The 20,356-nt window shown below is 68.0% G+C and carries 18 protein-coding genes and 2 pseudogenes; 5 read left to right on the top strand and 15 right to left on the bottom strand.

The window, feature by feature from the left end:
- Nucleotides 1–146: 146 nt before the first annotated feature.
- Complete coding sequence (locus tag IPN02_13695; protein MBK9297855.1) at nt 147–1,508, top strand: hypothetical protein; 1,362 nt, start codon at nt 147–149, stop codon at nt 1,506–1,508.
- A gap of 243 nt (nt 1,509–1,751) precedes the next feature.
- Here the strand turns inward: IPN02_13695 and IPN02_13690 are convergent, their stop codons facing one another.
- From IPN02_13690 to IPN02_13655, 8 genes and pseudogenes are all read right to left on the bottom strand, one after another.
- Nucleotides 1,752–2,057, bottom strand: coding sequence for an AzlD domain-containing protein (locus IPN02_13690; protein ID MBK9297854.1), 306 nt, complete (start codon nt 2,055–2,057; stop codon nt 1,752–1,754).
- The gene (locus IPN02_13685) at nt 2,054–2,854 is read right to left on the bottom strand and encodes an AzlC family ABC transporter permease (GenBank protein MBK9297853.1); all 801 of its coding nucleotides are present in this window, start codon (nt 2,852–2,854) and stop codon (nt 2,054–2,056) included. The genes IPN02_13690 and IPN02_13685 overlap by 4 nt, the downstream gene beginning before the upstream one ends.
- A gap of 237 nt (nt 2,855–3,091) precedes the next feature.
- Nucleotides 3,092–4,974 (bottom strand): annotated as a pseudogene (locus tag IPN02_13680) (DUF222 domain-containing protein).
- A 254-nt stretch (nt 4,975–5,228) separates the two neighbouring features.
- Entirely contained in the window at nt 5,229–6,416 is a 1,188-nt protein-coding gene (locus IPN02_13675; protein ID MBK9297852.1) for an amidohydrolase, read from the bottom strand.
- A gap of 89 nt (nt 6,417–6,505) precedes the next feature.
- Nucleotides 6,506–7,709: pseudogene (locus IPN02_13670) on the bottom strand (MBL fold metallo-hydrolase).
- A 47-nt stretch (nt 7,710–7,756) separates the two neighbouring features.
- Nucleotides 7,757–9,322: an FMN-binding glutamate synthase family protein gene (locus IPN02_13665; protein ID MBK9297851.1), complete on the bottom strand. Its 1,566-nt coding sequence runs from the start codon at nt 9,320–9,322 to the stop codon at nt 7,757–7,759.
- Nucleotides 9,323–9,375: 53 nt separating this feature from the next.
- On the bottom strand, nt 9,376–10,206 hold the full coding sequence (locus IPN02_13660) for an SDR family oxidoreductase (protein ID MBK9297850.1): 831 nt from the start codon (nt 10,204–10,206) through the stop codon (nt 9,376–9,378).
- Nucleotides 10,203–10,577 carry an EthD domain-containing protein gene (locus tag IPN02_13655; protein MBK9297849.1) on the bottom strand — a complete coding sequence of 125 codons (375 nt, stop codon included), beginning with the start codon at nt 10,575–10,577 and terminating at the stop codon, nt 10,203–10,205. Before IPN02_13655 ends, IPN02_13660 begins: the two co-directional genes overlap by 4 nt.
- 58 nt (nt 10,578–10,635) lie before the next feature.
- On the opposite strand from IPN02_13655, the gene IPN02_13650 reads away from it, so the two are divergent.
- The 3 genes from IPN02_13650 (at nt 10,636) to IPN02_13640 (ending at nt 13,098) form a co-directional block, all read left to right on the top strand.
- The gene (locus IPN02_13650; GenBank protein MBK9297848.1) at nt 10,636–11,106 is read left to right on the top strand and encodes a cyclic nucleotide-binding domain-containing protein; all 471 of its coding nucleotides are present in this window, start codon (nt 10,636–10,638) and stop codon (nt 11,104–11,106) included.
- Nucleotides 11,107–11,138: 32 nt separating this feature from the next.
- Complete coding sequence (locus IPN02_13645; GenBank protein MBK9297847.1) at nt 11,139–12,749, top strand: MFS transporter; 1,611 nt, start codon at nt 11,139–11,141, stop codon at nt 12,747–12,749.
- Nucleotides 12,750–12,900: 151 nt separating this feature from the next.
- Nucleotides 12,901–13,098: a hypothetical protein gene (locus tag IPN02_13640; protein ID MBK9297846.1), complete on the top strand. Its 198-nt coding sequence runs from the start codon at nt 12,901–12,903 to the stop codon at nt 13,096–13,098.
- An 84-nt stretch (nt 13,099–13,182) separates the two neighbouring features.
- Here IPN02_13640 and IPN02_13635 read toward each other — a convergent pair whose 3' ends face one another.
- The 5 genes from IPN02_13635 to IPN02_13615 all read right to left on the bottom strand — a co-directional run bounded on the left by IPN02_13635 (nt 13,183) and on the right by IPN02_13615 (nt 17,692).
- Entirely contained in the window at nt 13,183–13,815 is a 633-nt protein-coding gene (locus tag IPN02_13635; protein ID MBK9297845.1) for a TetR/AcrR family transcriptional regulator, read from the bottom strand.
- The gene (locus IPN02_13630) at nt 13,812–15,443 is read right to left on the bottom strand and encodes an AMP-binding protein (GenBank protein MBK9297844.1); all 1,632 of its coding nucleotides are present in this window, start codon (nt 15,441–15,443) and stop codon (nt 13,812–13,814) included. The genes IPN02_13635 and IPN02_13630 overlap by 4 nt, the downstream gene beginning before the upstream one ends.
- A 36-nt stretch (nt 15,444–15,479) precedes the next feature.
- Nucleotides 15,480–16,034 carry a DUF4112 domain-containing protein gene (locus IPN02_13625; GenBank protein MBK9297843.1) on the bottom strand — a complete coding sequence of 185 codons (555 nt, stop codon included), beginning with the start codon at nt 16,032–16,034 and terminating at the stop codon, nt 15,480–15,482.
- 70 nt (nt 16,035–16,104) lie between these two features.
- Nucleotides 16,105–16,407: a hypothetical protein gene (locus IPN02_13620; protein MBK9297842.1), complete on the bottom strand. Its 303-nt coding sequence runs from the start codon at nt 16,405–16,407 to the stop codon at nt 16,105–16,107.
- A gap of 43 nt (nt 16,408–16,450) precedes the next feature.
- Nucleotides 16,451–17,692 (bottom strand): CoA transferase, encoded by a 1,242-nt coding sequence (locus IPN02_13615; protein ID MBK9297841.1) that lies wholly within the window; start codon nt 17,690–17,692, stop codon nt 16,451–16,453.
- 151 nt (nt 17,693–17,843) lie between these two features.
- Between IPN02_13615 and IPN02_13610 the strand changes: the two genes are divergently transcribed.
- Nucleotides 17,844–19,088 carry a GNAT family N-acetyltransferase gene (locus tag IPN02_13610; GenBank protein ID MBK9297840.1) on the top strand — a complete coding sequence of 415 codons (1,245 nt, stop codon included), beginning with the start codon at nt 17,844–17,846 and terminating at the stop codon, nt 19,086–19,088.
- Nucleotides 19,089–19,230: 142 nt separating this feature from the next.
- Here IPN02_13610 and IPN02_13605 read toward each other — a convergent pair whose 3' ends face one another.
- Nucleotides 19,231–20,070, bottom strand: coding sequence for an SDR family oxidoreductase (locus IPN02_13605; GenBank protein ID MBK9297839.1), 840 nt, complete (start codon nt 20,068–20,070; stop codon nt 19,231–19,233).
- Nucleotides 20,070–20,351 (bottom strand): hypothetical protein, encoded by a 282-nt coding sequence (locus IPN02_13600; GenBank protein MBK9297838.1) that lies wholly within the window; start codon nt 20,349–20,351, stop codon nt 20,070–20,072. The genes IPN02_13605 and IPN02_13600 overlap by 1 nt, the downstream gene beginning before the upstream one ends.
- Between the last annotated feature and the right edge of the window lie 5 nt (nt 20,352–20,356).

Raw genomic sequence — 20,356 nt, 5'->3', positions numbered from 1 at the left:
AGTGTGTCGCATCAGGACCGCGGGCGACGGTTCGGCCACCGCCGAGTCCGCCCACAAGAGCGGGCGCCATCGTTCCCAAATCGCTATGACGTGCGACACAAGCGGTACCCTCACCGAAGCACTGAGCACAGAGGGTCGGAGGGACCATGACGCAGCCCCGAACGCACGCACGAAACGGAGTGGTTGCGGCGCTGTGCGCCGTGGCGCTCATGGTACCGCTGACCGCATCGAACGCCGGCGCCGCTCCGACGTCGCCACGCCAGGACGATGCCCCCACCCAGGACGACCTCAGGCTCAACGAACTGCAGTTCCTCGGCAGCCACAACAGCTATCACCTGCCACCGCTGAAGGGCCTGTTCGACTTCGCCAAGACGATTGCCCCACCCGAGCTGAAACCCGAAGAGTTGCTCTACGAGCACGGCCCCCTGCCACAGCAGTTCTCCGGCGAAGGGGTCCGCCAGATCGAGCTCGACCTCGTCGCCGACCCCGAGGGCGGCCGCTACGCCGATCCGGTCGCCAACATCGTCACCGGCATCGCGCCGTACGACGAGGAGTACGAGGCGTGGGACCCACCCGAGCTGCAGGAGCCGGGGACCAAGGTGTTACACATCCCCGACTTCGACATGCGCACCACCTGCGTGTTGTTGACCCAGTGCTTGACCCAGGTACGTGACTGGTCGACAGCGCACCCCGGCCACTTTCCGATCGCTGTTCTGCTCGAGTTGAAGGACGATATGTTCGAGGGCGACCTGCCGGTCGACCTGACCGAACCCCTGCCGTTCACCGCCGCGCGTCTCGATGACCTCGACGCCGAGATCCGCACCGTGTTCCCGGAGGACGCCATGTTCACGCCCGACGACCTGCGGGGCAACGCCGCCACGCTCGACGAGGTGGTGACCGGGCCGGGTTGGCCGGCGATGTCAGCGCTCCGTGGCCAGACCATGTTCCTGCTCGACAACGAGAACGTCATCGCCGACCGCTACCGCGACGGGCACCCGGCGCTCGAGGGACGGGTGATGTTCACGTCAAACGCCCCCGGGGAACCCGACGCTGCGTTCGTCAAGCTGAACGATCCAATGACCGACCGCGCCACCATCGAGCAAGCGGTCGAGGCGGGCTATGTCGTCCGCACCCGCGCCGACACCCCGATCAGCCAGGCCCAGTCGGGAAACACGACCATGCAGGACGCCGCCTTTGCCTCGGGCGCCCAGTGGGTGTCGACCGACTACCCGGTGCCCGGCCTCACCAAGCTGCTGGGCGTTTACGGGTTACCGTTCGCCGACTACGTCTCGCCCCTGCCGCCCACCAGCCGCGGCGCTGCGTTGGTCGCCGAGCGTGCTGCGCCGGCCGACGCCCCGCTTCGCGTGGCCCGCTGCAACCCGGTCAGCGCGCCGGACTACTGCTTCGACCTGGCCCTCACCGAACCGGAGCCGCCGTCGACGATCGAGGCACCGCCGAGCGGCGACGACGAGGCTGCCAAGCCGCTGCCGCCGAAGTTCACCGGCTGAGCACGCCCGGTTCAACCCATCGGCCCTCTGCATGGCGCCATGCTCGATCGTGCTCATGACCACCGATCCCATGGCCGTGTCCATCAGCGCAAACGCAACCGAACCGTGGGCAACGCCGTTCGGGTTCATATGACGCTCGCCGAGGAGGAGGGTCACGGTGCCGGTGGCCTCACCGTCGTGAACCGTGAACCCAAGGTGCTCCTTGAACGGGAAGGTCTCCTGATCCGGCCGTCGCGTCATCGGTCAGAGACCCGCCGCCAACAGCACCCAGCGCACGACCATGCCCACCACCACCGCAACGATCAGGTTGCGGGTTCGCCAGGCTGCCAGGCCGGCCGCCAGCACGCCGAGCAATTCCGGCGTGCCGACCGGCGGGGCGCTCGGCCCCCACAGATCGGTGACGACCAGCGCCGACAGCACGGCCGGGCCGACGTTGCGCAGCGCCTTGGACACCACCGGGGGTGGGGTGCGATCCGCCAGCGCCAGGATGAACACGCTGCGGAACAGGTAGGAGCCGATGCCCGCCAGCACGATGACCAGCAGGATCACGGCTCGGTCCCTTCGCTCAGGTCATCCAGGCCCGTGAACTCCTCGGCGATGTCGTGGGCCGAATGCTCGGCGAGATCGCGGGCGGCTCGATCGGCCGCGTTATGGGTTGCCGGCGTGGAGGGGTCGCCGTCGTCGTGCTCGGGGACGCGGTCGATCGGGCGCAGGCCACCCGCCTCGTCCTCACCTTCTCGATCGGCCAGCGTGCCGACGATCACGCCCACCAGCCCGCCGGCCAGAAGCCCCAGGTTGTTGGGCAGCCCGGCGAACAACCACGCCCCAACACCCCCGCTGACCGCGGCGACGACAGCCGGCATCCGGTTGAGCGCCACGACCACCAGACCGAGGAACATCAGCGGTACGGCGAAGTCCAGACCCCAGGAATCGGGCACCAGAGGGCCGAGAAGGATCCCGAGCGCCACCGTGGTCTGCCAGAGCGTCCAGAAGACCGCCCCCGAGGTCAGGTAGTAGCGGCGCCAATCGTGAGCGTCATCCTCCAACGGCTCGGTGAGCGCGAACTGTTGGTCGATCAGCACATATGGAGCCAGCCAGCGGAACCAGCGGGGCTGGTCGGTGAAGCGCGAAGCGAGTGCAGCCGAATACATCAGGTGCCGGGAGTTCACTGCCAGCGCCGCCCCCAGCGCACTGAACGGGGCGCCACCAGCAGCGAGGATGGTGATCAGGGTCAGCTGGCTGGCGCCGCCAAAGATGATCCACGAACTGGCCCAGCCGACGAAGTTGTTGATCGACGACTCGCCGATCGCCACGCCCAGCACCATGGCGAAGGGCACGGCCGGCACGAAGAGCGACAACGCGCCGCCAAGGGCACGACGAGGTGGAGAGGGCCCTTCGGTAGTCGACACAGCGGCGCACGCTAGAACACAAACGTGCCGAGAGCCTCGCCATGATCAAGCCGAATGGCGACGGTGGCCAGGCAGACGGCAACGGGTGCCGGGTCGAGCTGAACCGGCCATGGCGACACGCCCAGCAGTCGATAACGGGGGCCAGCAACCCCATCGGCCGGCTCCGCCGTCGGGTCAGGGTATGAATTCGCCGTGGCGTTGGGACCACAGGACGTCGCCCGAGGGGGTGATCCAGTGGAACGTGCCATCGGGTTGGTCGTGCGGGTCGTGGTTGGGCAGCATCTGCCAGTCCCGTCGGTGGGTGACGTCGTGGTGGGTAGTGCATAACAGGGCGAGCGACACCCGAGATCGCTGCGGCCGCCTGTGGACCAGTGCACGACGTGGTGTGCCTGGGTCCAGCCGATCGGTGCGTCGCATCCCGGGAACACACATCCGCCGTCGCGCAGTCGCAGCGCACGTCGTTGGGCGGGGGTGGCCAGCCGGACCGCCCGGCCCATCTGGAGGATCTCGTGGGCCGAGTCGGTGACGAACGTGTGGATGACCGGGTTACACAACAGCCGCCACAGGTTGGTGTCAGCCAACCGGGCGGTGCCGGCAAGCACGTCACCGCGTTGGCCCAGCACCCGCCGAAACCAATCCCGGGACAGCTCCCCCACCGGCGGACGTCGATTCAACCCGGCCGGTTGGGCGAGGTTTCCGGCAGGGGCACCATCGCCGGGGACCGCTTGGCCGGCCGGCGCTCCGCTGGAATCGTGCGGAATCGAGCAACCGGGCGGACCAGCGTGACCGCCGGCGCTCTGGTCGGCACCCACGGGGTCGGTGTCGGTCTCGGCCGTGTCGGCCATGTCCTCGGTGTCGGTGCCGGCGGTGCCGGAGACGGCGCTGTCGGTCTCGTCGGTCTCGTCGGTGTCGGCGGTGTCGGCGGTGCCGGTGTCAGTGTCGGCGCTGTCGGTGTCGGTGTCGGTGTCGGTGTCGGTGTCGGTGTCTTCGGCTGGCATCGGGGCCGCTTCGACATCCAGGTTGATATGAGTCTCCGGACCGCCACCGCCCCCACCCGACGAACCCCACCGCAACAACTCCAACACCGCACGAGCCCGCAACACCCCACGCGACGGCACCCCCAAATCCGGAGTCAACCTGGCATCCCGCCGGGCCCGACGCACCAACCGATCGGTATGTGCCTCCACCAACTGTCGGACCTCCTCAGCGGTCGACCCCGAAAACGTGCCCCTCAGATCGACCAGCCCATCCAGGGTCTCAGACAAAAACACCTTGTCATCCCGCTCCACCACCGGCTCAGGACCATCCGCGTCCAACAACGCACACACCGCCGACAACTCCCGCCGCCACGCACCAAACCGGCGGCCAGGAACCCGAGCCAACAACTCGTCCTGCAAATCGACCAACGCGTCTTCGATCCGCTCGTTCGACGCCCGCACCAACGCCGCGCAATACGAATGATCAATCTCACCAGCAGCCAACGCCCCAGCAAACCTGTCGAACGTCGAATCCAACGCAGCCGCCACCCTCGTCGTCTCAGCCGCCTTCCACCCCGGCAACCCCTGCGTACGACCCAACCACGCCGTCGTCCGCTCACCACGCGCCTTCACCGACGCCTCCGCATCCTCCAACCGGGCCACCATCACCGACTCAGCCGCCGCCAACATCCGCCGAGCCCGACCAACCAACTCGACCGCCACCATCACATCACCAACATCCACAACACCAGCCCCAACGGACCCAGCCCCGGAAGCACCGGCCCCAACACCGTCGGACCCATCCCCATCCGAAACACTGCCGTCCGGACCAACCCCACCAACCCCACCGACCCCACTGGCAGGATCATCCCCACCCACGCCGTCGCGACGAGCAGCAACCCCAGGACCCGGATCGGCCACCACACCCCGCTCCACCAACACCGCCACCGCATCAACCACCGAACCCGCCACGATCGACACCGGAGCCCGCAACTCCCGATCCGGATCACGCCGCGCCTCCGCCTCAGCAAACACCACCGCCGCATCAGGCAAACCGGACGTATCGACGAAGTCGAACATGTGTCCAGTATGAAGAGGGCCTGTGACAAGGAGGACTGTCAGCCGACGCCGACACATGTGACCCGTGCCACTCGGACGGCAACCGGGTCAGGCCTCCCAAGATGGCCATGGCTGGGGACGCAAGGGCAGGAATGGGGGCTCTTCCCCTGATGAAACAGAAAAAGCCAAGGCACCGGTGTCGGCGCCTTGGCTTCTTCGTACTCGGTTGAGGATCGCGTCAGTCGAGGGCCACACCCACCGACCCGCTGGGCCCCCTACTTATCGAAGTCGAGACCCAGCATTTCGATAGCGTTGCCGCGCATCAGCTTGTAGATCACGTCCTCGGGAAGGTGACCCATCAGCTTCTCGGCCACCTCCTTGGAGTGCGGCCAGGTGGAGTCCGAGTGCGGGTAGTCGGTCTCGAAGCAGATGTTGTCCACCCCGACCTTCTCCAGGTTGTCCAAGCCGTACTTATCGTCGAAGAAGCACCCGTAGATCTGGCGGTAGTAGTAGGTGGACGGCGGCTCGGGCACGTTCTCACCGAAGCCACCCCACGCCCGGTTCTCCTCCCAGACATTGTCCGCCCGCTCGAGGATGTAAGGAATCCAGCCGATCTGGCCTTCGGAGTAGGCCAGCTTCAGGGTGGGCAGTCGTTCCAGCCAGCCGGAGAACAGCCAGTCGGCCATCGAACTCATGGCGTTGCCGAAGGTGAGCGTGGAGCCCACCGCAGCCGGCGCATCGGCCGAAGTCGACGGCATCTTCGAGCTGGATCCGATGTGCATGTTGATGACCGTGCCGGTCTCTTCGCACGCCCGGAAGAACGGCTCCCAGTAGTCGGTGTGGATCGACGGCAGGTTGAGGTACGGCGGGATCTCCGAGAAGCACACCGCACGCACCCCGCGCTCGGCGTTGCGATGAACCTCGGCGGCAGCCAGCTCGGCATCCCAGAGCTGAACGATGGTCAGCGGGATCAGGCGACCCTCGGACCCGGCACACCACTCCTCGACCATCCAGTCGTTGTAGGCCTTGACGCACAGGTCGGACAGCACCTTGTCGTCGGCTTCCATAAACGTCTGACCGCAGAAACGGGGGAACGACGGAAACGACATCTGCGCTTCGGTGTGGTTCATGTCCATGTCGGACAGCCGGGCGACCGGGTCGTAGCAACCGTCACGCATCTCCTCGTAGGTAATGCCCGTGACCTTGACCTCTTCGCGACTGAAGCCGGCCGCGGCCGACAGCCGGGTCTGGGGCACCCGCTTGTCCTCGTACAGCCACCAGTCGCACAGCTCGCCCTCGTCGGAGGGTTCATAGGAGAACACACCCCCGACGAACTGCATCTTGCCTCGCTCCTGGATCACGCGCGGACCCACTTCGCGGTACTTGGCCGGCAGGCGGTTCTGCCACACATCTGCCGGTTCAATCACGTGGTCGTCGATCGAGATGATCTTCGGGATGTCCATGCCGACACCCTAACGCCGAAATCTGACGGTGTGTCAGAAACTCGCGCGTCAAGCTGTGAAATCTCGCACCTCGGGCCGAACGAGTCCGGCTACCGCCCCGATTCCAGGTCCAGCCCGGCCGCCGATCGCGTGCCGCCGCGCTCGACCTCCAGGCCGGCGGCGTGCTGACTCGATCGTGCCGCCGCCGCATAGACGCCCTTGGCCATCAACGACAGCTCCGCATCCCGACGGCGTTGGTACAACCCGGCGCGAGCCTCATGAACCGCCGCGTCGTCGGGGAGTGCCCGCGACACAAGCTCGACCAGCTCGCAGGCCAGAGCGAGTTCGCCGTCGTCTGCCAAAGCCTGGGCCCGGGTGATCACCGGGTCGGCACCGCCGGCAAGCCCAAGCAACTCCCCGCCCACCGCCGCCCGGGTCGGCGGCTTCAGCGACGCGGCGTTGCCGTCCCACCAACCGCCGAAGCGTCGCCAGATGTTGCGCACCACAAACTCGGGCTCGTCGTACACCGGCGTGAGGTAGGGCTTCTCGAGCACCTCGGCAGGCAGCTTGACCTGCTCGACGATCGCCTCCAACTCCATGCCGGCGTTCATGGATTCCAGCACCCCGGCGACGAGGAACTCGAGCGCGCTGGCCGCCTCGTCGAGCACCATGGAGATCCGGTCCGTCCCGACGATCGGCAACCCGTGGGCGGGCACGAACAGCTCGGGGCCGAGCACCGCCATCTTGCGTAGCGCGACCGCCCAGTCGTCGGGGTAGCGCTGCACCTTCTGCGGGTTGCCGGCGTTGGGGAACACCCAGATGAACAGGTCGCCGGGCAACAGCATCTTCTCCTCGGGAAACCACGCCCAGGCCCGCCGACGGGCTGATGCCGCCGAACTGGCGGGCGTTGATCGCCACGTTCCACCCGTTGGTGCGCTCGTAACGGGCCAACCGCTGCGGTAGGGCCTCGTGCCCAATCACGCGCGGGTCGGCATGGCCGCGTTGCCGTCCGTCTGCCACCAAAAAGCCCGAACCGCCGACGTGATCGACGTGGCCGTGGGTGTAGACGATCGTGTCGACCGGATCGGTGGACCAGCTGCGGAGCGCCTCGGTGACGGCGCGCCCGGTGAACGCGCTGGAGGTATCGAAGACCGCCAGACAATCACCCGAATCGACGGCAATCGAGTGGCTGAACGACTCGACCAACGCCACGCCGTCGGCCAGCTCGGACAGCTCGTTGGTTACCCGGTTGGGTGCGTCGGTGGCGCCGGTGTCGATGATGCGGTTGGACAGCTCGATCGGGTGCTCGGACAACGTTCTCTCTCCTCCCCTCGACCTCTCCCCGCTTGCGTTGGCGCGCGCTACGTCGAGATCTTGCCAGCGGCCCGCCAGTCGCGCATCCAATCTTCGGGCGCGGACCCGTCGAGCAGGCTTCCCTCGGGGAGCTCGGGCCACAGCTGGTCGTAGCGCAACTCCTCCGTCTGGGAGATACGGCGGACGAACTGGTCGGGGCGGATCTGACGACACGAGTCGTGCCCGAGGACGCCGAGGATCGTGTTGAAGTTGGCGATCGTCGAGTGTTGGTAGGCGCAAACCCGCTGGGCCTTGTCCTCCACATCGAGCCCCCTGGTGACCATCGGGTTGTTGCTGGTCACGCCGCTGGGGCACTTGTTCGTATGGCACTCCCGGGCCTGGATACAGCCGAGCGCAAACATCATCGTGCGGGCCGAGTTGGTGTAGTCGGCGCCTTGGGCAAGACGCCGTGCGATGTCGAACCCGCTGGCGACCTTGCCCGATGCACCCACCTTGATGCGGTCCCGCAGCCCAGCGCCCACCAGCGCCCGGTGGACGGTGGTCAGCCCGTCGTCAAGCGGCGTGCCGGCGTGGTCCTCGAACTCGAGCGGGGCCGCACCGGTGCCGCCCTCGGAGCCGTCGACGATGATGAAGTCGGGATAGGCATCGGCGGCGATCATCGCCCGGAGGACGGCGAGAAACTGGGCTCGCTCGCCGACGCACAGCTTGAACCCGGTGGGAAGGTTGCCCGACAGCTCGCGCAGCCTCACCACGAAGTCCACCAGCCCCTTCGGTCCATCGAAGGCGCTGTGGTATCCGGGGGACACCACGGTCTGACCGACGGGAACCCCGCGGGTATCGGCGATCTCCTGGGTCACCTTCTCCCCCGGCAGCACACCGCCCAGCCCGGGCTTGGCGCCCTGGGACAACTTGATCGAGATCAGCTTGATCGCGTCGGTCTGACGACACAGCTCGGCGAACCGATCCGGGTTAAAGCCACCGTCGGCGGTGCGACAGCCGAAATAGGCCGTGCCGATCTCCCACACCAGGTCGCCACCCTGGAGGTGATAGGGCGACACGGCGCCCTCGCCCGTGTCGTGGGCAAAGCCGCCCCGGCGCGCCCCCTCGTTCAGTGCCGTGATCGCCGGACCCGAGAGCGACCCGAAGCTCATCGCCGAGACGTTCATCAACGCCATGTCGTAGGGCACCGCACCACTGGCCTCACCGATCCGCACCCGATGCTGGCCCTGCGCTGCCGGCTTGGGGTAGATCGAGTGCCGAAACCACTCGTATCCCGGCGCGTAGGCGTCCAATTGGGTGCCAAACGAAGCGGTGCCCGCCCCGCCCTTGGCCCGGATGTACACGTCCGCCCGCTGCTCGGTGCTGAAGGGGGTGCCGTCGGTATCGGACTCCATGAAGTACTGGCGAACCTTCGGGCGGGTCGCCTCCGCCGTCCAGCGCAAGCGGCCAACCACCGGGTAGATGCGGCGGATCGAGTGACGCGGCTGGAGGTAGTCCACCAGGCCGACCACTGACAGCCCGACGGCGGGAATGGCCAGCCACAGCCACCACCAACTGATCAGGATCGACAGCAATCCGCCGGCGAGCGCGCCGACCAGGCAGGCCGCCCACATCCCGAAACGGAAAATGGCACTTCGTGAGACGATGAAGCTCAAGGGTTTCCTCCTCAGGTCGGGCCGAGCAGCGCGCCCAGCACCGGGTCGACCTGGCTGTTTGGCAACAGGCTGCCACCGTCGACCACCACATTCTGGCCGGTGACGTAGGAGGCCTCGTCGGACAGCAGAAAGGCGATCACCCGGGCCACCTCCTCGGCGGTCCCCACCCGACCCAAGGGTGTGGCGGCGCCCAAAGCATCCTCGACGCCAGGCTGATCGAGCAGGATCTGGTTGAGCGGCGTGGCGACGAAGCCGGGTGACACGCAGTTGACCCGCACATCGGGTGCGGCCTCCATGGCCGCCGACTGGGTCAAGCTGATCAGCCCCGCCTTGGCCGCCGAATACGGAGCCTCACCCAGCGTCGGCCGAACCCCCGATGCCGAGGCGACGTTGACGACAGCGCCACCCCGTCGCGCCGGGCCGCCGCGAGCCGCCGGACCTCTTGACGCACCGGTCCCCGGCCTGGCCTGGAGGTGAGGCAACGACGCGGCGAGCACCCGGTACGCGCCCGTGAGGTTGACCGCGATCAGCCGGTCCAGATCTCGGTCCGAGTAGCGCTCGAGGCGGCCGAGCGACCCGGTGCCGGCGTTGTTGACCAGGTAGTCCAAGCCGCCGAGCTCCTCGACCAGCGAGGCGACGCCGGTTCGTACCGCGTCGGGGTCGGTCACGTCGACGACCGCTGCGGGCGCCCCCAGCCGATCGGCCACCGAGGCCAAACGCTCGGCGTTGCGGTCGAGCAGAGCAACGCCAACCCCGAGTTCGCTCAGGTGGCGGGCCGTTGCCTCGCCGATGCCCGATGCTCCGCCGGTGATCAGAGCCCGGGCGCCCGCCATCGCACTCACGCGCCGTCTCCCGGCGCAGGGGCTCGGTCATCGATGACGACGGTGGGTTCCCCGGTGATCACCCACACCAGCCGCTTCAGGTCGAGCAGGGCCGCCTCGTCGGGCGCCACCAGCTCGGCATAGGCGGGTTCTGCGGTGAAGGCCCACATGTCGTCCATCTTGTCGAAGTGCTGCACGGTGACGCCGTCGCAGTCCTCGGTGCCCGACATCGGTCCCGCCTCGGCCCGGGGGTGCTGCTCGTAGCGCCGGATGTGGCGGGCGAGCTCGGGGGTGTTGGCGATCAACGGACCGTGACGGTTCAACCAGTGGTCGAGAAACTCCTCGTGTGTCGTGCCCGATCGCCGGGTGAGAAACGCAAACAGCTGGACCATGTGCCGAGCTTGTCAGAAACCACAACCGCAACGCCGAGAGGATGGATACGCTGCTCCCATGTCAGACCATTCGGTTCCCCGGGATCAACTGCGCAAGATCAAGCTGTTCGAAGGCTGCTCCCCTCAGGAACTCGATCGCATCGATCAGCTGAGCGACACCCTGGACGTCAAGGCCGGAACGGTGTTGGCCCGTGAGGGCACCATCGGCAAGGAGTTTGCGGTGATCGTGTCCGGGTCGGCCACGATCAGCCGCGAGGGCAAGGAACTGGCGACGATCCAGGCCGGCGAGTACTTCGGCGAGATCGCGCTGCTCGACGGAATCACGCGCACCGCTACGGTGACCGCCGCAGAGGACTCCATCCTCGAGGTTTTGGACCGGCGGTCTTTTCGCAGCCTGTTGGACGAGTTCCCGCTGATGTCGCGCACCATGCTTCTGGGCCTCACGCACCGGATCGTCGAGCTGACAGACGAGAACGAACAGCTGCGCAGCCGGCTGCGTCATCCCACCGAGGGCGACGCCGCCACGTAGCTCCAACCAGCGCCACCGCCGAGGGGGCCCACATGCACGATCGTGTTGAGCAATCAGATTCGGTCTATCGGGATCGGTGGATCACGCTGATCGTGCTGTGCGTCAGCCTGCTGGTGATCGTGTTGGACAACACGATCCTCAACGTGGCGCTGCCGCGCATGGCCCGACCCGCCGCCGAGGGCGGCCTGGGCGCCTCGCAGAGCCAGCTGCAGTGGATCGTCGACAGCTACACGATCGTATTTGCGGGGCTGTTGCTGACCACCGGCACGATCGGCGATCGCTTCGGCCGATACCGGTTTCTGACCGTCGGGCTGATCATCTTCGGCACCGGTTCGGTACTGTCGGCGCTCGCCTCCGACGCCAACGTGCTGATCGGCACCCGCGCCCTGATGGGCGTCGGCGGGGCGTTCATCATGCCGGCGACGCTGTCGATCCTGACCAACGTGTTCACCGACCCCAAGGAGCGGGCCAAAGCGATCGGAATCTGGGCCGGGGTCTCGGCCCTGGGGTTGGGGTTCGGCCCGATCACCGGCGGCTTTCTGTTGGCCCACTTCTGGTGGGGGTCCATCTTTTTGGTCAACGTTCCGATCGTGATCGTCGGGCTGTTCCTGGGCTACCGGTACGTCCCCGAGTCGAAGGACCCTGCGCCGTCCAAGGCCGACCCGCGCGGTGCCCTGCTGTCGATCGCTGCGCTCGGCGTCCTGCTCGCCGCCATCATCGAGGCACCCGCTCACGGCTGGACCTCCCCGGAGATCCTCGGTGGATTCGCTCTGGGCATCGCTCTGTTCGTCGTCTTCCTGGCCTGGGAGCGCCACTGCGACCATCCGATGCTCAACCTGGACTTCTTCAAGAACCCACGGTTCTCGGCGGCCAGCGGGGCGATCACGCTCACCTTTCTCGGCCTGTTCGGCATGATCTTTCTCCTCACCCAGTACCTGCAGTCGGTGCTGGGCTACGGCACGATCAAGGCCGGGGCCGTCCTCGTTCCCCAGGCGCTGGTGATCATGATCGCCGCGCCGCTGTCGAGCATCTGGGTGAACAAGCTGGGAAACAAGGTGGTGGTGGCCGGCGGCCTGTTCGTGTGCTCGCTGGCCTTCCTGGCCTTCACCCGCTTCACCGTGGACACACCGGCGATCGCCGTCATCGGTCTGACGATGGTGCTGGGCCTGGGCATGGGCAACGTGATGGCCCCCGCCACCGACTCGATCATGGGCTCGCTGCCCCGGGCCAAGGCGGGCGTCGGCTCGGCAATGAACGACACGACCCGCCAAACCGGCGGCGCCGTCGGCGTGGCGGTCCTCGGTTCGCTGCTGTCGTCCCGATACGGGCCGGAGATGGCCACCAGCTTGGCAGGCAAGGTCCCCGCCGAGTTCATCAAGCCACTCCAGGACTCGATCGGGAAAACCCTCGGCATCGCCGAGAAGGCACCTCCCGCTCTCCGGCCCGTGATCGAGTCGGCGGCCCGGGAGAGCTTCGTGTCCGGCATGCATCTCGCCTCGGTCGTCGCCGCCGGGATCCTGCTGATCGCAGCGCTCTCGGTGCTGAAGTGGTTGCCGGCCCGGGCCCCCGACGACGACCGCTCCGGCCCAACGCCACCGACGCCAGAGGACGCGGTCCCTCGCCCAGGTGCCGTCCAGGCGTGAATGGGCCGGGCCCTCACGCGACCACCCAAGGCTGGGCGGGCGCCGGTCGATGCGGCCATCGGCCTACTGGTGAACCGGGACGCCGGCGACCTTCACGAGAGGCGGGGTTCAACCGTGTGTGCGATGGCCACCAACCACGTAGGGTTCAGCCATGGGTAGCAGCACCAGCAAGCCGCGCAAGGGTCACAAGAAGCCTCAGCACCTGCCCAAGGTTGGGTCGCCGGCCAACGAGCGCTGGGAGCGCGAGACGCGCCAGCGGCAGGTGTTCGGACAGAGCCGAGTCACGGCCGTGATCATCGGGGTGATACTGGTGCTGGCGTTGATCGGAGTGCTTTTCGTCACGCTCTGAGCGCCGGCAGTCCGAGCGCACGCCGTTCCGCCGCGCTCCGGCCCAGCATGCGCCGGTGACCCTGGAGGTTCCAAGCGACTGGGATCAGCCGGTCGTCGTGCCGGTGACCGCTGCCAGCAGAAGCCGCGCCACCGCGTCGATCATGTCCTCGTCGGGGATCTCCGAGGCGGCAAAGATCTCCCGTTGGATGGCGACGTTGACCAACATCGTCACTGCCACCGAGGCCATCGCCCACGGGTTGGCCGGGGCGTCCGGCAATGACTTGCGCTGCACGCATTCGGCGAGGCCGTTGGAGAAGCCGGCCAGCAGATCCTTGCGCGTGGAGCGGATGCGGCCTTCACCCTCGGCCGCCTTCAGGTCGATCACCCGCATCAACGGTCGGTTGGCATCCCAGAAGTCGAGAAACCCGGTGACCAGCATCCGCACCGACGCTTCGGCGTCCTCTCCGCTCCAGCGGGTGCCCTCGAGCAGGCCGCCGAGCCGGGTCGCCCCGTCGGCAGCCATGTCGCCGGCCAACTCGGCGATGGCGGCATCGACGTCGGTGAAGTACTGGTAAAAGGTGGCCGGGGAGGTGCCCGCCTCCCTGGCGATGTCCACCACCTTGAGGTCGCGGTACGAGGCGGTGTCGAGCATGGCCAGGGTGCACTCGAGCAATCGTTGGCGGGTGGCCTGGCCGCGTCGGCCCGGCACCCGGCCGTCGGAGGCGCGGGCGGTCACGAGCCGGCGTCGAGCACCGCCGACGCCCGCTCCCTCAGCTGGAACTTCATCACCTTGCCGCCGGCGTTGATCGGCAACTCGTCGGTCAGCTCAACAAATCGCGGCACCTTGAAGTTGGCCAGCCGGTCGCGACACCAGGCAACGATGTCGTCGCTGTTCGGCGACGCGCCCGCTGCCGGCACGACGAAGGCGAAGCCCACCTCGCCCAGCCGGTCGTCGGGGACGCCGATAACGGCCGCCTGGGCCACGTCGGGATGGATCAGCAGTTGCCGTTCGATCTCGGCGGGATAGGCATTGAAGCCCCCGACGATGAACATGTCCTTCAAGCGGTCGGTGATCGTCAGATATCCGTCGGCGTTCAGCACCCCGATGTCGCCGGTGGCCAGCCAACCGTCGACGTCGATCGTCTCGGCGGTCGCCTCGGGGTCGTCGAGATAGCCGACCATCACGTTGTAGCCGCGAATCCGCACCTCTCCGGCCACTCCGGGAGCGGTCGGCCGACCGTCATCGTCGAACGTAGCCACTTCGACACCGGGGATGGCCCGGCCCGACGTCGTAGCGATCGTCACCGCATCGTCGCCGTCGCGACACATCGTGGCGATACCGCAGGCCTCGGTGAGCCCGTAGCCGGTGATCACGGTCTCGAAGCCGAGCGTGTCGCCCATCGCCTCGATCAGCTCCACGGGCACCGAGGCGGCACCGGTGACGGCCAGGCGCAGGCTGGTGAGCGCCGCAGTGTCGAGATCGGGATGGTTGAGGATGCTCTGGTACAGCGTCGGCGGGCCGGGAAGCATCGAGATCTTCTCCGCAGCGATGCGCTCCATCACCTTGTTCACGTCAAATACCGGCTCGGGGTAGAGCGGCGCGCCGACGGTCATCGCTGCGATGATCCCCGCCTTGTACCCGAAGGCGTGGAAGAACGGGCTGACGACCAGGTAGCGGTCCTCGTGGGTGAGGCCGACCACCGAAGCCCAGGCGGCGTACGCCCGCACCACCTGGCCGTGGGTGCACACCGCGCCCTTGGGTCGCCCGGTGGTGCCCGACGTGAAGAGGATGTCGGCGGGGCTGTCCGGGCCGAGGGCTTCGATGCGAGCGTCGATCTCAGCGGCGGTCACCTCTTCGGCGCGGCCGAGGAACGCCTCCAGGCCGACGACGCCATCGCCGGTGATCGCATCTTCGATGACGCCGGCGTCGGTGCGGAGCACGACGACCGTCTCGGTCACCGTCGGCCGTCGGTCGCCCAGCATGGCCAGGTAGTCGGTGCCCAGGAACTCGCCAACGGTGAACAGCAGACGGGCGTTGGAACGCTCGAGCAACTCGGCTGCCTCTTCGCCCCGATAGCGGGTGTTGATCGGTACCAGCACGGCGCCCGCGCAGTGCAGGCCCAGGACGGCGACCACCCATTCCCAACAGTTGGGCGCCCAGATTGCCACCCGGTCGCCCGGGGCGATGCCATGGGCCGCCACCGCACGCGCCAGTCGGTGGGACCGCTCGGCCAACTCTGCCCACGTGAGCGTGCAACCGTCGTCGACCACCCCCGGGTCGTCCGGATAGCGGGCGCTGACCTCAGCGAGAAGCTGGGGCGTGGTCCGCGGGGCTGCTACATCATCTGAAAGATCATCTGACACAGCGTCAGATCGTAGTGCCGCCTCACACCGGCTGGTTCAGAGGACGGTCCGAACCAGCCGCACCATCAGCCACACGCTGAGCGCCGCCGCTGCGACCGTGATCGTGGTGAGCGCCAGCACCACCATCACCGAGATGGCGATCGCCGCCAGCGAGGACCGGCGGGTGCGCTGGGGTTCGACCAGGTCGGCTCGAAGCAGACGCACGTTCTTGGCGTTCGACTTCCACATAAAATCGAACGCGTCGCCTGCGAAAGGGACGACGCCAAGCATCGAGTCGAAGAGCACGTTGCCCACCATGCGCACGACGGTGGGCACCGACACGCCCTGTCGGACCGCGCTGAGGATGACGATGGCCGAGGTCACCAACCCGGCGCCGTCCCCGACGACCGGGATCATGCCGATTGCCCCGTCGATGCCCACCCGCCGATCAATCACCGGGATACGGATCCAATCGTCGAGCACCCAGGCCAATGCGTCGACGTAGGCGGGCACCTCGACCGCGTCAGGGTCGATCCGATCGCTCGCGCCGATTGGGTCGCCGGCGGGGATCACCTCATCGGGTTCGAGTACCTCATCCACAGCGGCTCTCACCGTTCCATCCATCCTCACCCGCTGGTCGTACCCACGTCGGCCTGGTTCTACCCACGTCGGCCGAAATCTCTCAGCGACCAACGAGGCGCAGCACGACAAACACCAGCCCTGCGACGCCGATCACCCGACGCCACGGGTTGACGCCGCGGATCACCTCGTCGGCGGCCCACCAGGTCAACGCCCCGGTCGACACCCACCAGAACACATCGGCCCATTGCCCGCTTTCGGGAATGACCCACCGCGTGAAGGTGGTCGCCAGGAAGAGCCACAACGCCGGATTGGGTGCCTGGGCGATCGTGATCCGGCCGGTCTCCCGGCTGCGGAACCACCACCCGAACGAGGCTGGCGACGACTCGACGGGGGTGGGCTCCATCCAGGCAGCCTCACACGGCGGAGGGCCGGGCGTCAGGTCGAAGTTACTGCGGGGAGCCCAGGGCGCCGGCCTCGCGCAGCGCCGCCACCTTGGTCGCGTCGTAGCCCAGCACGTCGACGAGGATCTCGTCGTTGTGCTGGCCCACCGTCGGCGCCCGGGTCGGCACCGGCAGTTCCTCGCCCACCAGGTGGATGGCCGAGCCGATCATGTCGGCGCCGTGCTCCTCATGACCGAGCAGCGGGAACCGATCCTGGAACTGCGGGTCGTCGGCCACGGTCTTGGGCGTGTTCACCGGGCAGATCGGGGTGTTGACCTCGTCGGCGAAGTCCACCCACTCCTCGGTGGTCTTCGACGCAAAGATGGCCACCAGCTCACGCTGCAGCTCCCGGTTGCCCCGGGCATGGTCGCCGTACTGGCTGCCCGGCCACTTCTCGAACAGATCCATGCGGCCGACGCCGCCACAGAAGTTCTTCCAAAACTCCTGCTCGGAGGACATGAACAGCACCATGCCGTCGGAGGAATCGTAGAACTGGTAGCGCACGCCGCCGAGCATGCCGGCGGTGCCCGGCTCGCGCCGCTCGTAGTCGTCAGCCGGGTTGCCGGTCACGACGTCCTCCGGCCGCTCGTAGGCCAGGTAGGTCTCGATGCGCAGCCAGTCCATCGCCACCGAGGCGTCGCTCTGGGCGATGTCGAGGTAGGTGGGCTCGCCGGTGCTGCGGGCACGGATGATGCCGGCGAGGATGCCGTAGGCAGCGAACAGCGGGCCGGAGTGCATGCCGACCGAGGCGTGCTCGTCGATGCGGGGGAACCCCTCCTCGTCGCGACCGGGGCTGATCAGCCCGCCCCAGGCGTCATAAGCGATGCCGTGGCTGGGCAGGTCCTTGTAAGGGCCGGTCATTCCGTAGCCCGAGATCGTGCAAAACACGATGGAGGGGTTGACCTCCTTGAGGTCGTCGAAGCCAAGTCCCCGCCGGGCCAGGGCACCGGGGCGCATAGCCTCCACCACCGCGTCGGCGCCGCGCACCAGGTCCTTGTACACCTCGACGCCCTCGGGCGTGCGCAGGTCGAGCGTGATCGACCGTTTGCCCCGGCTGATGTGGTGGTGCAACAGCGAGTCGCCTTCGATGATCGGCCAGGTCATGCGACGGATGTAGTCGCCGGCCGGGCTCTCCACCTTGATCACCTCGGCGCCCAGGTCGGCGAGGTGGGTGCCGACGGCGCCCGGGCCCAACAGCGAGCTTTCGATGATGCGGACGCCGGCCAGGGGCCTTGCGGTTTCAGCCACGGGGGTACTCCTTGAGCTGTGTCGGATCGATACCGACGGCCGCCGCCCTGCTGGCGGGCGACCTGACGGACCGTCAGAAACTAGCGGCTGCGCCGACCCCGATCGCCCAAACCCGATTGTCCCGTCGGGGGCTGGCGGTGAACACTTGGCCATGGCCGGACGCCCCTACCAAGCCGAGCACGACCTGGGTGCCGCAACCCGCATCTGGCGGGAGGTGGGCTGGATCGACGACTCCGACGCGCAGGCGGCGGCGTTGGCCGACGTACTGGCCGTCGGCAGCACCGTGGTCGCCGACCTCAACGGATCGCCCGAGTGCGTCGTTCAATGGGCGCCCGGGTCGGTGCGTTACGGCCGAGGCCCCTCGGCGGTCGACCTCGACCTGGCGACGATCACCTTTGTCGCCACCGGCCATGTGGCCCGGCGCCAGGGCCTGGCCGGCGCGCTCGTCGCTGGCTCGCTGGCCGACGCAGCAGCCGACGGCGTCGCCGTGGCCACCCTGGGGGTATTCGACCAGGGGTACTACGACCGGTTCGGCTTCGGAACCGGTGCCTACGACCACGTCGTCTCCTTCGACCCTGCCACCTTGAACGTGCCAATTCCGGATCGCCCACCGGTGCGGGTCGGGGCCGGCGACCACCGGGAGGTCTACGACCTGCTCGTGCGCCGGCATCGCGGGCACGGCTCGGTGGTGCTGGCACTGCCCGAGTTGATCGCCGGCGCCCTCGGCGAGCTCGACCGGCCCATCGGTCTGGGGTTCCGGGCCGACGACGGCCGGCTCACCCACTGCCTCCTGGGAACCCTCTCCGGCCATTACGGGCCCGTCACCGTCGAGTGGCTGATGTACGAGCGGCCCGAGCAGTTGCTCGACCTGCTGGGCCTACTCAAGGCGCTGGGCGACCAGGCGAGGTCGGTGACGATCAACCGCGAGCCGCCGGGCGTGCAACTGCAGGCCCTGATCACCGAACCCCTCCGCCAGCTGACCCAGGCCAACCTCGGCGGCTCCGGGCGGCCGCTGCACACCGCCTGGTCCAAGGTGCAGTGGCGCATGCTCGACCTGTCCGCCTGCATCGAGGCCTGCGCCCGGCCGAGAACCGACCTCACCTTCGGCCTGCGGCTGCACGACCCGCTCGCCGATCGGTCGGGTGCCACGTGGCCGGGCATCGGCGGCGAGTACACCGTGCATCTCGGCGACGATCCGGGTGTGGACGACGGCCTGCCCGACGGCTCGACGGCGGTCCTCGACGCCTCGGTCGGAGCCTTCACCCGCCTGTGGCTCGGTGTCCGTCCGGCGTCGGGTTTGGCGCTGACCGACGAGCTGGTGGGGCCACCCGAGCTGGTCGCCGCCCTCGATGCAGCGTTCTGCCTGCCCTCGCCACTCCCCGATTGGCCCTACTGAGTCCACACCGCTCACCGCGTGGCGCCACCGCATCACCCGGGTTTGAAGTTTGGGTTGCGTTGACGGTCTGTGGGCACGTCAACGCAACCCAAACCATCGGATCGTTCGTGAATGGCCAGGGCGGTTTTGGCCGCCAGGGCGTTCAGAGCAGCCAGGCGCCGTCGGATCGGCGGCGCTTCCAGCCCGACGCGGCGTAGGTGCCGCCATCGAGATGGATCGTCGAGCCGGTGATGAAGCGGGACATGTCCGAGGCGAGGAAGATGACCGCCGCGGCTGCGTCGTCGGGGGTGCCCGCATCGGGCCACGGGTGGGCGTCATAGGCGTCGTCGGCCATTGCCCCGGCGGCCTCCGCCAAGGCATCGTCACCCGGTGTTGGGATCATGTCGGGGGCGACCGCGTTCACCCGGATGCGCCGCTCGGCCAGCTCGAGCGCCAGCGAGCGGGTGAGGTTTTCGACCGCCGCCTTCATCGCCGAATACAGCGCAAAACCCGGCCCGGCCCGGTGCCCCTCGATCGAGGTGACCGAGACGATCGCTCCGCCTCCGGTCATGTGGGGGACAACCGCCCGGATCAGGTGGGTGACCTGGGTGAAGTTCTCGGCGATCAGCGCCGCTTCGCCCCCCGGGCTGACGTCGAGAAACGGGGCCCAGAACCCGCCGCCGGCGTTGTTGACCAACACGTCGATGCGCCCGGAGCGCTCGACCGCCTCGGCGAGCACCGCATCGACCGCTGCGGCGTCGCGCACGTCGCACACCCCGGTCAGACAGCTGCGTCCGAACGCTTCGACGCCGTCGCGCAGCCCCGCAAGCCCCACCTCATCCCGGTCGATGGCGATCACGTCGGCACCAAAGCGGGCGACGCCCAACGCGATCGCCCGGCCAAGCCCCCGCGCCGCCCCGGTGACGACCACCCAGCGATCCTCCAGGCTGGCCCAAGCGGGCCCGATGGCCTCGTCGGGCTCGCTGACGAACGCCTCGGTCATCAGTCCCCGCCGTTGCCGTCGTCGGGTTGGGCGAGCAGCCCCGAGGCTGCGGCCAGCGCCTCGGCCATGCCACTGGCTCGTTCGGCGACGGCGGCCAGATAATGCTCGGCCACCTTGTTCTGCCCCGGCAGTGGCGGGTTGCCCAGCGAGCGCACCAGCGCAGTCGGGTCGCCCTCGACCGAGATCGGCTCCGGGTCGGGCAACGTCGGCACCGGACGCCAGAGGTCGACCGGCTTCTTGCGCTTGTTGCGGCGGCGGTTGCTCTTCGAGCGGGTGACCATCGGGC

It is taken from the genome of Candidatus Microthrix subdominans (assembly GCA_016719385.1).
GTDB classification, from domain to species: domain Bacteria; phylum Actinomycetota; class Acidimicrobiia; order Acidimicrobiales; family Microtrichaceae; genus Microthrix; species Microthrix subdominans.
Note: the sequence above shows the minus strand (reverse complement) of the source record. Positions and strands in the feature narration are given on the sequence as shown.

What these genes read in the sequence shown, in the direction of transcription:
- IPN02_13645 (MBK9297847.1), top strand. Translation starts at nt 11,139, where the DNA reads ATGCACGATCGTGTTGAGCAATCAGATTCGGTCTATCGGGATCGGTGG.
- IPN02_13665 (MBK9297851.1), bottom strand. Translation starts at nt 9,322, where the DNA reads ATGTGGGCGGCCTGCCTGGTCGGCGCGCTCGCCGGCGGATTGCTGTCG.
- IPN02_13620 (MBK9297842.1), bottom strand. Translation starts at nt 16,407, where the DNA reads ATGGAGCCCACCCCCGTCGAGTCGTCGCCAGCCTCGTTCGGGTGGTGG.
- IPN02_13695 (MBK9297855.1), top strand. Translation starts at nt 147, where the DNA reads ATGACGCAGCCCCGAACGCACGCACGAAACGGAGTGGTTGCGGCGCTG.
- IPN02_13650 (MBK9297848.1), top strand. Translation starts at nt 10,636, where the DNA reads ATGTCAGACCATTCGGTTCCCCGGGATCAACTGCGCAAGATCAAGCTG.
- IPN02_13655 (MBK9297849.1), bottom strand. Translation starts at nt 10,577, where the DNA reads ATGGTCCAGCTGTTTGCGTTTCTCACCCGGCGATCGGGCACGACACAC.
- IPN02_13600 (MBK9297838.1), bottom strand. Translation starts at nt 20,351, where the DNA reads ATGGTCACCCGCTCGAAGAGCAACCGCCGCCGCAACAAGCGCAAGAAG.
- IPN02_13640 (MBK9297846.1), top strand. Translation starts at nt 12,901, where the DNA reads ATGGGTAGCAGCACCAGCAAGCCGCGCAAGGGTCACAAGAAGCCTCAG.
- IPN02_13605 (MBK9297839.1), bottom strand. Translation starts at nt 20,070, where the DNA reads ATGACCGAGGCGTTCGTCAGCGAGCCCGACGAGGCCATCGGGCCCGCT.
- IPN02_13675 (MBK9297852.1), bottom strand. Translation starts at nt 6,416, where the DNA reads ATGGACATCCCGAAGATCATCTCGATCGACGACCACGTGATTGAACCG.
- IPN02_13610 (MBK9297840.1), top strand. Translation starts at nt 17,844, where the DNA reads ATGGCCGGACGCCCCTACCAAGCCGAGCACGACCTGGGTGCCGCAACC.